9 protein-coding genes and 1 pseudogene are annotated in these 11,077 nt (G+C 63.7%); 1 reads left to right on the forward strand and 9 read right to left on the reverse strand.

Annotated features, from left to right (window positions below; translation table 11 throughout):
• Positions 1 to 235 precede the first annotated feature (235 nt).
• From ABNF93_RS26275 to ABNF93_RS26285, 3 genes are all read right to left on the reverse strand, one after another.
• Positions 236 to 2,317 carry an AIPR family protein gene (locus tag ABNF93_RS26275; RefSeq protein ID WP_349330863.1) on the reverse strand — a complete coding sequence of 694 codons (2,082 nt, stop codon included), beginning with the start codon at positions 2,315 to 2,317 and terminating at the stop codon, positions 236 to 238.
• Positions 2,318 to 2,648: 331 nt separating this feature from the next.
• Entirely contained in the window at positions 2,649 to 3,476 is an 828-nt protein-coding gene (locus ABNF93_RS26280) for a hypothetical protein (protein WP_349330864.1), read from the reverse strand.
• 188 nt (positions 3,477 to 3,664) lie between these two features.
• Positions 3,665 to 4,054 (reverse strand): helix-turn-helix domain-containing protein, encoded by a 390-nt coding sequence (locus ABNF93_RS26285; RefSeq protein WP_349330865.1) that lies wholly within the window; start codon positions 4,052 to 4,054, stop codon positions 3,665 to 3,667.
• 278 nt (positions 4,055 to 4,332) lie between these two features.
• Here ABNF93_RS26285 and ABNF93_RS26290 point away from each other — a divergent pair, with 278 nt between their 5' ends.
• A complete protein-coding gene (locus tag ABNF93_RS26290; protein WP_349330866.1) occupies positions 4,333 to 5,541 on the forward strand; it encodes a hypothetical protein in 1,209 nt (402 codons plus the stop codon).
• Here the strand turns inward: ABNF93_RS26290 and ABNF93_RS35035 are convergent.
• The 6 genes and pseudogenes from ABNF93_RS35035 to ABNF93_RS26315 all read right to left on the reverse strand — a co-directional run bounded on the left by ABNF93_RS35035 (position 5,525) and on the right by ABNF93_RS26315 (position 11,056).
• Positions 5,525 to 5,653 carry an excalibur calcium-binding domain-containing protein gene (locus ABNF93_RS35035; protein ID WP_502877628.1) on the reverse strand — a complete coding sequence of 43 codons (129 nt, stop codon included), beginning with the start codon at positions 5,651 to 5,653 and terminating at the stop codon, positions 5,525 to 5,527. The genes ABNF93_RS26290 and ABNF93_RS35035 overlap by 17 nt on opposite strands.
• Complete coding sequence (locus ABNF93_RS26295) at positions 5,625 to 6,230, reverse strand: thermonuclease family protein (protein WP_349330867.1); 606 nt, start codon at positions 6,228 to 6,230, stop codon at positions 5,625 to 5,627. The genes ABNF93_RS35035 and ABNF93_RS26295 overlap by 29 nt, the downstream gene beginning before the upstream one ends.
• 288 nt (positions 6,231 to 6,518) lie before the next feature.
• Positions 6,519 to 6,907 (reverse strand): annotated as a pseudogene (locus tag ABNF93_RS26300) (hypothetical protein); the annotation flags it as partial.
• Between the two features lie 517 nt (positions 6,908 to 7,424).
• Positions 7,425 to 9,092 (reverse strand): extracellular solute-binding protein, encoded by a 1,668-nt coding sequence (locus ABNF93_RS26305; protein WP_349330868.1) that lies wholly within the window; start codon positions 9,090 to 9,092, stop codon positions 7,425 to 7,427.
• A gap of 48 nt (positions 9,093 to 9,140) precedes the next feature.
• On the reverse strand, positions 9,141 to 10,091 hold the full coding sequence (locus ABNF93_RS26310) for a carbohydrate ABC transporter permease (RefSeq protein ID WP_349330869.1): 951 nt from the start codon (positions 10,089 to 10,091) through the stop codon (positions 9,141 to 9,143).
• Positions 10,088 to 11,056, reverse strand: a complete 969-nt coding sequence (locus tag ABNF93_RS26315) for an ABC transporter permease (RefSeq protein ID WP_349330870.1) — start codon at positions 11,054 to 11,056, stop codon at positions 10,088 to 10,090. The genes ABNF93_RS26310 and ABNF93_RS26315 overlap by 4 nt, the downstream gene beginning before the upstream one ends.
• Positions 11,057 to 11,077: the final 21 nt, after the last annotated feature.

Consider the following 11,077-nt stretch of genomic DNA (forward strand, 5'->3'; position numbering starts at 1 on the left):
CGACGTCCTTACTGATTCCCGCGCGTACCCTCGCGATCATGGGGATCCGCTCCAACTACGGGTGCTCCTTGGGCTCGCCGAACTGGGTGCCTACACGGGGCTTCCAGCTACCGTCGTCGACATTCTTGGTGAGAAGGTGGCTTCATCCGCTGACTACGGTCACAGGCATTGGTCCGACGTCGGCACCCTTAAGATCGCATGCCCGAGCGCACCTGCCGGTAGACACCGAATACGACTACGCGTCCTGTGATCGACGGACCGAGTCGGCCAGTTCAACCAGCGAGCCCTCACCGACCACGAACCAGCGGCTCGTGCCCTGCACCGCCTTCGGCGCGCGACCCGGAGCATCCTCCAGCATCTTCTTCACCAGAGTGCTTGGCGCGTAGCGCCGGCCGTCAGCCTCCCAAAGCAACGGCTGTAGGCGATGGTTCGCCCACGTGGCGCGTCCACGTCGTGGATCAGCGGCCAGCCATGGACCGAGGTTTCGACGCTCGTTCGCAGTCTGCCCGCGGAACTCGAGCATGGTGCCATCAGGAATACGCCTCGCATCCACAAGGACACTGACTGCGGTGGCCTTTCGCAGCCCACCATCGTCGGGCAAGGGTCGATAGGACGGCGGAAGCGCAGGGACAGGATGGCCCTCGCCGATGTCGGCTAGGACCTTCTCCGCCAGCATCCGGCAGCGCTCGGCGTTCTTGAACATCGGGATCGGGTAGCTACTCGTGCCGAACTGTGCGTCGACATGGTGGAGGAGCCAGTCCGCCGTAGCCTCGACGAGGTTAGACAGGCTCTCGATCTCGGCGTCGTGATTCTCTGAGTCCAGGCGGAAGTCGGGTTGGATTTGCTGCGCAACTAGGTGAGAGACCAGCAGATCGCCCTGAGCAAGTATCTGTTCCGCTCGGCCTTCGTGTCGGGACTGCAGAGAGTAAAGAGCCTTCCTTACCTCGCGTCGAAGCAGTACTACCTGCCAGACCCGCTGGGCACTTAGCCTGGGCCCGAACAAGGAGCTATAGGTCTCGCGCTCCCACAGGCGGTCCCGATCCTGCTTGATCCTTGTCGTCATCACAGGATCGCGGTGGGCACACGCCAGGGCCACGGCGGCTTCGGCCACCGTGCATCCGTTGTCCGCCTCGGGCGGAGTTTCACCGCGCTTTATCACGTAGTGCTTGCTGAGTTCTATGGCGAACTCTTCGCGCAGGCGCTCCTGCTCAGAGTCGAGCGCAGCGTAGTCCTGAGGCTCGACCCGGTTCTGCGTATTGGTCGCCCTGGTTACGTCGGAGGCGAAGCCGGGAGGGCAATCCTCGAGAGAGATGACGCGGACCCAAACCTTTCCAGCGCCGACCTTGCCCGGAGCTGTTCGGAGGCTCCGTTCGATGCTCGTCACAGTCTGAGCGCCGTTCACCACGCTCGCTCCATGGAGCCGCAGCTGGACCGGCCCACCCACCGTGCCGGCGTTGCGCGCTGATCGCTTCACGGAATCGCACAGCACAGTGATGCCGTTGTTGAAGTACCAGAAGTGATCCGGAGTCTCGGTCAGAGTTTGGGTGATTGTCAGATTGACCTGAGTGCCACCCAGTCCACCCCTGATGTTCTGGCCGAATAGCCTGCCACCGTGCCCGGCGAACCACGCGGCTATGTCGATAACGGATGCTGTTCCGAAGTAGGAGTCATAGGGGTCCGCCAGCCTTCCCCAGCTCTCCAGTGTAAGGTCCACATCAATCTTCGGTGTTGTTGCACTGCGCACCATGTGGACGAAGTCGGAACGCGACAGAACCTGTAGGTCGAACATTTCCTGGTCGGCGTTGAGCTTCTCGAGGAGATCATCGAGGGCCTCTTGGACCGGCTTGCTGAGTCTCTCTTCACCGAACAACGCGATCACGAGTGTGATGCGGATCTGGAAGTCCTCAAGAGCTCCACTGATGCGATCGGCCATCGCCTGAACCTTGGCGTTGAATCGCTCGAAAGACCCACGGGCGACCAGGTCCACACCTTGGGCGAACTTTACTGCGCTGTCCAGCGAAAGGCCTGCGGTCCCGGCGTCGCTCCACTTCGCTTGAACCAGCCACATCCGCGACGACTCTTCGCTCACCGCGATGGCGTCGATGCCCTGATCGTCGTAGCCATCGATCACGGCAGACACCGCCGCGCCGGGGTCGAGACCGGCAAGGTGGCGGACAGTCTGTGCTGCCAGCGCACGCGATAGGAGCATCTGCTCCCGGTCGCGCTCACCACGCCTGGTCATGTCGCTGAGATCGATCAGTTCGCCGAAGTCGTCCAGAAGGTTCTTTCGAACATGACGCAACTGGATCGGATTCACTCTGCCCCCTCAAAGAGCCGTCCAATTTGCACACTCGGTGGCGGTGCGATCGAGTAGTCGGGTAGCCAGGATTGGGCCGACTGCCGAAGCCGGTCCCGCCGAGCCGACATCGCTCGCTTGACGATGTACCGGAACCACGTGGGACGGAGGCTTCTGGTAGCCAATCTGGGCCCGGCACCCCGACGTTTCCGACGCAATTTGATCATCTTAAGATCCACTTCCGTCGCTTGTCCGTCGTTCAGCACTGTTGGCCTGACCCGGTCGGTGCATCTCGGGCTCCCACGATGCCGGTCTTGCAGCGCACGACGGATGCCTCTCGCTCGCCTAACGCTCAGCCGACGGCCCCGACCGGGATCTTCACGTCGTACGTATTGAAGTCGTCGTTCTCCGGCTCGAAGGACAGCGTGACCGCCCCGCCGACATCGACGCCGCGGAACCACATCGTGACGACAGCGTGCGACTTCGGAGCGATGGAGTCCGGGCCGCCACCCGTGCTCGCCCCCCGCTGCGCCCCAGACGGCGCCCGGTACGTCGCGGTGTACTGGTACGGGTCGACCTTCCGGTCGCCGGTCGTCACCCGGACCGACACGATGAGGTAGCCCTGCGACGACTTGAACGCCGAAAGGAGCTCGAACTTCACGTCGTGACTGGTGACGGTCTTGCCATTGCCCATTGTCAGGCGCGGCCCCACCGGGTCGCTATTGATGCTTAGGTCGGTCAGCTTGCCGCCCTGCTGCTTGAAGCCGGCGTACAGGAAACACACGTCGTCGCCGTTGTCGTCGTAGGTGCAGAATTGGTAGCCATCGTCCTTCTTCGTGACATTCCCGAGGCCGGTCGCGTCGCTGCCGCCGTCCAGGGACGCTGTTGCCTGGTGAGACTGCTCCAGCAGGTACGCGTCGGCAACCGAGCCGGGGACGGTGAACTTGCGGGCGGCCTCCAGCTGCTCCGGGTCCATGCTGGCGACGGCCTCGACGTACTGCTTGGCTCCCTCAACCTGCACGGTCTTCGCCGGCTTCGGCGTCGGCTTCGGCGTCGCCGGCATCTGGGTGGTTGCCTTCGCGGGCCCTCCCTCAACGACAGCCGGCGCTCCTCCACCGCCGCACCCCGCCAGGACGATTAGCCCAGCCGCCGCAGCAGCGACGATCACCTTCTTCGACATCTGCCTGCCCTGCCTCCTCCGGCGCCGCCGGGTGCGTCGTGGTTGACATGTGCCCAACCCTTCGATAGGCCCGCGGGGCGAACGGGAATCGAACCCGCTCTCGCGCACACCAGGCACCCCCGCCCCCCGCCTGCCTTCCCGGCAGTCGCCCCCTGCTGCGACACGCCGTAGTTGAAGGCAGCGGAGGTCTACCTTCCTTCCGAAACTGATGCCTCGCCCGACTGGGCCGCCCCGCGCTCGAGCTGGTCGAGGATGAGTAGACGCCGCGTCGACTCCGAGAGCGTCTCGAGCCTCCAGATCGCCTCGACCGCCTCCTCCACCGGGAGGAGTCCGGACCCTCGCCGCACCGAGGCGGCGTCACCGGTGTCCTTCAGGTCCTCCGGGCGCAGATGGCCGGCAGCGACGAACGCTTCGGCCACCGGGCGCCCAAACGCGACGGCGAAGGCCCGCACGGTTTCAGGTCTGGGGTCGGAGGACTTCCACCGGTTCACACTCGACGACGCAATACCCAGCCTCCGAGCGATCTCCTGCTGACTCGCCCGACCGGTGACGTCCTGCACGTACTCCCACCAAGCCATACGCCGTAGCGTACACGCAACGGTCTGCCTCGTGCAACTCACGCAGGCCACACAGGAGACCCTGGCGAGGTCGCTTTCAAGTCCATTGCGTATACGCGATGATTCAGCGTGTGCGCACCACTCGGGCCGTCGGCGAGCCGACCAAGTGCGCGGCACGTCTGAGGCCCCACCGCCCGGCCGCACCCGAGTCCGAGCCGGATTCGGGATGGACGAGCACGAGACTCCCGGCACACCCATCCCACGACACGACGCCACCGGCGCAGTGCTGGAGACACAACATGACGATGCCGTCGCCGGCCCACCCGCACCGCACCACCCTGCCAGGACGGCCACCGCTCTACAGAACAGTCGGCGGCTGGCTCTGGGCGCTACTGCCGCTTGCGACCTTCGGACTACTCGCCTGGGTCCCCGCCCTCCACGGGTGGGCCCGCCAGCGCCAGCGCCCCCACATGTACTGGACCCTGGCACTCGCCACAGCAGCCGTCCTCTTCATCACGCTCACGTCGACCAACACCTACGGCGAAGGAGCGGCAACCGGCATAGCCGCGCTGCTGATGGTCGGGGCCATGGTCGCGGGATCGGTGCACTCCTTCCAGCTCCGGCCCCTGATTTTCGGACGACTCGCCACCGACGACGCAACAAGCGCCTCAGCCTGGCCATCTGGCTCCGCGATCGCGCAGGTAGAACACGCACGCGCGCGACGAGCAGAATCACGCTCCCTCACCGAACGAGACCCAGCCATGGCCCGCGAACTCCACATCGGACGACCCGAAGCCCCGGGACGGACCTACGACGACGGCGCACTCGTCGATCTCAACCACGCCGCCGACGCAATCGCACACGTCCTCGAACTCGAACCCACCCACGTCGACCAGGTCTGCCAAGCCCGAACCGAAATCCACGACTTCACCAGCCTCGGCGAAGTCGGCGCCTACGCCAACATCTCCGCACCCATCGTCGACGGCATGCGCGAACGCTCCCCAGCCTCGACGACGACATACACCATCGATTGGGATGGGCGACGAGCCGTGCTGCCGCCTGTCGGCCAGGATGGCTCACTCGTCGAGGTCAGCTCCTGGTACGACGCTGAAGACGCACTAGAGACGTTCTGCCGTCGCGCGCTGGCAGGAGTGAATGAGCGCGAGATGCGGCGCGTGGCCGTTGAGGTCGAACTTATTCCTCGACCCGACAACGACCACAACCCGAGCGCCATCTCCGTCGCCATGCCATCCTCCTTCGGTGGCGATCATGCCGCTCGTCATATGGGGTACCTGCGTGACTACTACCTGGGACGCGTTGGCGAGTCTCTCCTGCCCGACCTCGCAGCGTTTGCCCGCCGCTGCGGCAGTGGGAGGCCGGCACCTCTGCGGTTCCGGTTCTGGCTGCATCGGATGCCCTACGGGCGTCGACGGGATGACCGACAAACAGGTTCGCCCGACCCGGCATACCGCAGCAGACCCAGGGAGTTCGTCAGGACTCGCAGGTGATGCCGTCGCCGTCGGAGTCGCGGTACCAGGCGTACTCCGGATCCTTGCCCCGCTTGTAGGGTCCGAGCCCGGCCGCAGTGGCTTCAGCGCAAGGTGTCGTACCGCTTGTCAGTGCCGCCCCCTGCTGGGGCGGGCTTGTCGGCGGGTTTGTCGTCGGGGCACGCGCCCCAGAGTCCGGCCTTCTGCCGCTTCGCCTCCGACTCCGCCGTCTTCAGCAGCCTCTGGTGGCGGTATGCGTTGTCGTAGGTGTACTCGCGGCCGTAGCCACCCCCGATCATGACCTCGTTGAACATGCTGCCGTTGGCCATCCACACGTAGGCGAGGGTGCGGCCGTACCGGTCGGTCCTCCCCTGTGTCGAGTCGGTCTCGAGTCGCACCTTGGCGCCATCGAGCAACTCCTTCGCGTGTGCGGAGGCTTCGGGGCCGTAGCAGCCGACCGGCTCGTTCGGATCCTTCGTCTCGGGGGTGTCTAGGCCGATGAGGCGGAGAGTTTCGGTGGTGCCTTCCTTGCGTCGGACCTTCACGGTGTCGCCGTCGACGACTTCGACGACCTCCGCCGGGATTCGACCGGGCGACGGCTCGTAGCGGGTCCAGCCCGTCTCCTTCGGAGGTAGGTCGGTGCGTTGGGCCTCGACGCCGCAGCCGGTCAGGGCGAGCACGGCTGCGGCAAGTGCAGCGGTATGGCGCATGAGTCTCGTTGTCCCCCCTGGTGATCACGTCCCAGGGTAAGACGCGACGTAAGCCGTTGCGGTCCGCGACTCCGCCGCATGAAGCACGAGTGGGGCGACTGCCAGTCAGCGCCGACCTGGCCACGGACCCTTGCCTGCGATGGCGGCACGCCGTTCGGTTGGTGCGGATTCGTGATCTCGCCACCAACGAAGTCCCGCTCAACCTGGACCTCGAGCGGTGATGATTGTCCGGTGCTAGAGGTCATCGACAGCCGCCGCGACGACGAAGGGCCGGGTTGGACTCAGGTGAGCCGTCGCTGCGAGGCGCCCGGTCCCGCCGATCGCGGACTCCCAATCCCACCCCAGGGTCCGGGCCACCCGGCCGATCCCGGCGATCAGCGTCCACATCCCCGCCAAGATGTCGCCAGCCTGGCGCGAGGGAATCATCGTCGCGGTCAGCAACCGGGAGAACGCCATCGCCGCCAACCGCTTCCTCGCCGGCGACAACGAGTACGGTCACCCAATCCGAGACGCGACCACCGGCACAGGCATCCGCGGCCACTCCGCCAACAGCGCCCTGATCCGCGGCTCACACGGATCCACCACCGACCCCGCCGGGCCCGCTCATACTTCGGCGACCGATCCGAAGCCCACGCGGCCCGCACCGTGTTCCGCGCCACCCCCAACTGACGAGCGACCCCAGGCGGTCAGTCTTCTGGAATCGGCGACAGAGTCGGGTTGAGGCGCTTCGGTGACGTCGACGCCCATAACGCACGTTCCCCGAGTCGGACGGTCCCCGCAGCGGCTGGAGCACGATCCCGACGTGAAGCGGCTGCCCGAGGAGCCGACCTCGCCTCGATCCTCGTGGAAACTTCGCCGCGTATTCGTCGCGGTCGGCATGATCCCGGGCCCCCAGTTGCCCAGCGTGCCCTCGTTGACCACAAGGTCACGGCCATCTAAGCGATCGGCTTAGCCGACTCGTGCACCAACCGGCGGCACCACCCTCACGGAACTCCGCGTCGAACTTCCGTCGCTTCTCTGGCATGACCACTCCTCATAGTCCATGCCTTCACGAAAACGGAGGACTTCCAGGGCTTGATCGCGCCCAGGTATCACCGCGGCGCCGGACAACCCCCTTTGACGGGCCTGGTGGCACCCGATCCGGGATATCCGCCCGCTTCTGAAGATGATCGGTCAGCCGTCGGCTCCACGGTGCTACTTGACGTCGGACTTCTCGTAGGCAGCCTGCAGGATCTCCAGATACCGGGGGAGCCCCAGGCCATCGAATCCGGCGACATAGGCATCCCACTCGGTGTCGATGTCCTTCGAACCGGTGATGAATGCCAGCGTGTTCCGGGTCGTGTAGCTCTCGATGTTGGTCTGCAGCGAGGCGACTTCACTGGCCTCGGCCGGGTCGATCCATACCCCCCAATACGGGTAGATCTGATCCTGGGCCTCCTTACCTTCATACAGGGTAGTCGCCTCTTGCAGCCGCCGCTCGTAGCCGGCCGGCGTGTAGATTTCCATCGGCTGCACCAGCCGGTCCCGGAACTCGCGCCCGTTGTTGTACTGCACCAGCGCCCCCCAAACCCGCGATTCAACCGTTTCCGCTTCCTTCTCAGGCAACTCCTCGAAGGTCTTGTACAACGGGTCGGCGTCGGGATTCAGCGCCACGTCGCCCTCCTCGGCCCAAGCCCAATCAAGGCCCTTCTTACCGTCCGATCCGCTGATCTGACCTTCGTCGGTGAAGATGTAGTCGAGCATCTTGATCGCGGCGACCTGGTCGTTCTTCGTTGCCTTGTTGGTGAGCACGAACGTTGCACCGGGCACCGATGGGAAGGTATAGCTGGCGTAACCAACGCCGGTTGGCCCTGTCACTGGCGGCACGGCGTCGTACTGGGTATCACGCTTGTCCTCCTGGCCGATGCTGACGAAGATGCCCGGGTGCATCACCACCGCGGAACCGAGAATGACAGTGTTAGCGTTATCACCGAGTTGCTGCAATGCCTCTGGGTTCTGCGTGAAAGCACCCTTGTCGATCAGGCCTTCGTCATAGAGCGACTTGATGTACTTGAGACCCTCTCGCCAGCCGTCCTTGTTGGCTTGGATATCGACCTTGCCGTTGTTCAGCACGACAGTGGAATCGCGCGACGGAGATTGTCCCTGTGGATTGTAGATGAAAGGATCCATCAGGTACGGGATGAGCGTGTCACGGACGTTGGCGCTGAGCGCGACCTCGTCGGCCTTGCCATTCCCATTGGGATCCTCGGTCTTGAAAGCCCGCAACACCTCGCGCAGTTCCTCGGTGGTGGTCGGCTGCTCGAGTCCGACGTTCTCGAGCCACTGGCTGTTCATCCACAGCTTGCCTGCGTAGCTGCAGTGGTAGCAGTCGACCCACTGCGGCAGCCCATAGATGTTGCCGTCCGGGGCCGTGGCCATGGCCTGGAAGTCGGGATTCTCCTCTAGGGCCTTCTTGATGTTGGGTGCGTGCTCCTCGATGAGGTCGTTCAGCGGGATGGCCACACCTTGCTGGCCGAACTTCATGACTTCAGGTGCAGTGAACTGATCGACCCAGGGGACCAGAAGGAACAGGTCAGGGTAGTCGCCGCTGGCGAGGGCGATCTGCCGTTTCTCCTTGGCTGGGCCAGGGTCCGTTGCAGTGGTCTGGAAGGTGAAGTTGATGTTGAACTTCTTCTCCAGCTTCTTGGTGTAGAGGTTGCCCTTAAGGTTCTGCTCAGGGAACTCAGGCGCGAACACGGTGAGGTCGGCGGTGCCGCCGACCTCATCCTCTGGTTCGGGATCGCCGGAACAGGCTGCCGCACTGGCGGTGAGCAGGGCAGCCAGGACGAGGCCGACCTTTGCTCGAGTGCGCTGGTTGAACATGATGCTCCTTTGCACGGGGGATCTGGGATGTTGGGTACGGGTCGGCGGTCAACCTTTGATCGCGCCGACCATGACTCCTTTGGTGAAGTAGCGGGCGACGAACGGGTAGATGAGCAGAACCGGGATACTCGCGACAACGATCAGGGAGTACTTGAGCAGGTCGGCCATTTGCTCGCGCTCCATCTGCGCTCCAACGTCGGTGGCGCCGCCGGCCTGGGTGTTGAGAATGAGGATGTTGCGCAGCACAAGCTGCAACGGATAGAGATCCGGGCTTTTCAGATAGATCAGTGCGTCGAAGTAGGCGTTCCACTGGAAGATGCCGTACATCAACGCGATCACTGCGATCATCGGCTTCGCCAGCGGCAGGACGACCGACCAGAGGAACCGCAGGTCACTGCAACCGTCCAGCTGAGCGGCCTCAGCCAGTTCGTCCGGGATCGCGGTTCTGAAGTACGTTCGGGCGATGATCACCTGCCACACTGCTATCGCCTGCGGCAGCACCATCGCCCATCGGGTGTTGAGCATGCCGAGGTCCTGCACCACGATATAGAGTGGGATCAGCCCGCCCTGGAAGAGCATGGTGAACAGCACCAGCGTCATAATTACATTGCGCCCCATGAACTCCTTCCGGGACAGCGGGTAGGCGATCATGATCGTCAACGTGGTGCTGATCAGCGTGCCGCCGAAGGCATAAATCAACGAGTTGACATATCCGGTGATGATCTGCTGATTCCCCAGCAGGGCCTGATATCCGGCGATCGAGAACTCGACCGGCCACAGGTAGACCCGTCCAGAGGAGACCGCCTCCGGGCTGGAGAAGGAGCTGGCCAGGATGTAGAGCAGCGGCACGATCACGACGATCAACGCGACCGTGAGCAGGATGTAGACCGCGATCAGGAACACCCGATCGACCGCCGATTCCTTGATTCGCCGCGGCTTGTACGAGGCGGCCGACGGCACCGCGTCGTGGATGTCCGGTTTGGTGCGAAGGGTGGTCACCACAAACCACTCCCGCTGATTCGCTTGGCGACCGCATTGACCACAACGAGCAAGATCAGGTTGATCACCGAGTTGAACAGCCCAACTGCCGTCGCCAAACTGAAGTCGGCGTTGAGGAGTCCGGTTTTGTAGACGTAGGTGGCGATGATCTCCGACGTCTCGAGGTTGAGCGGATTCTGCAGCAGATAGACTTTTTCGAACCCGATCGCCATGATGTTCCCGACGCTCAGGATCAAGATAATCATGGCCACCGGCATGATGCCTGGGATGTCCACATGCCAAATCCGCTGGATCCGTGAGGCGCCGTCCATCTTCGCCGACTCGTACAGCCCCGGATCGACTGCCGACAGCGCCGCGAGGTAGATCACCGCCGCATAGCCGGTGGTCTGCCAGACATCGGACCAGACATAGATATGCCGGAAGTAGTCCGGATTTCCCAGCAGATCCGGCGCCGGGATGCCGAACAGGCCGAGCGTCTGGCTGACGATGCCCAGCCTCGGCGCCGACATCAGGATCATCATCGAGACGATGACAACCACGGAGATGAAGTACGGGGCGTACGTCACCATCTGCACCGTCTTGCGGAAGAACCGGTGCCGTACCTCGTTCAACATCAACGCCAAAATGATCGGCAGCGGAAAACTGGCCAGCACCGCGTACCCGGACAGGATCAAGGTGTTCTTGATCAAGGGCCAGAAGACCGGATTACGGAAGAACGTCACGAAGTTCTGCAGGCCGACCCAATCGCTGCCCCAGGCACCCTCGATCACGTTGTAGCTCTTGAACGCGATCACCACGTTGGACATCGGTATGTACTTGAAGATTACGAAGTACACCAGGGGCAGGATCACGAGCAAGTAGAGCTGCCAATGCCGCTGCAGTGTCCACCTCCACCGTGACCCGAGCGTATTCCGGTTGGCCGGCGGCGCCGTCTTCGTCGGCGTTCGGACATCCAATGTGTGCATGCGGCTCCCTCGCTCACCACT

Source organism: Actinopolymorpha sp. B9G3, assembly GCF_040120725.1.
Taxonomy (GTDB): domain Bacteria; phylum Actinomycetota; class Actinomycetes; order Propionibacteriales; family Actinopolymorphaceae; genus Thermasporomyces.

What these genes read in the sequence shown, in the direction of transcription:
- ABNF93_RS26280 (WP_349330864.1), bottom strand. Translation starts at nt 3,476, where the DNA reads ATGTCGAAGAAGGTGATCGTCGCTGCTGCGGCGGCTGGGCTAATCGTC.
- ABNF93_RS26285 (WP_349330865.1), bottom strand. Translation starts at nt 4,054, where the DNA reads ATGGCTTGGTGGGAGTACGTGCAGGACGTCACCGGTCGGGCGAGTCAG.
- ABNF93_RS26290 (WP_349330866.1), top strand. Translation starts at nt 4,333, where the DNA reads ATGACGATGCCGTCGCCGGCCCACCCGCACCGCACCACCCTGCCAGGA.
- ABNF93_RS26295 (WP_349330867.1), bottom strand. Translation starts at nt 6,230, where the DNA reads ATGCGCCATACCGCTGCACTTGCCGCAGCCGTGCTCGCCCTGACCGGC.
- ABNF93_RS26305 (WP_349330868.1), bottom strand. Translation starts at nt 9,092, where the DNA reads ATGTTCAACCAGCGCACTCGAGCAAAGGTCGGCCTCGTCCTGGCTGCC.
- ABNF93_RS26315 (WP_349330870.1), bottom strand. Translation starts at nt 11,056, where the DNA reads ATGCACACATTGGATGTCCGAACGCCGACGAAGACGGCGCCGCCGGCC.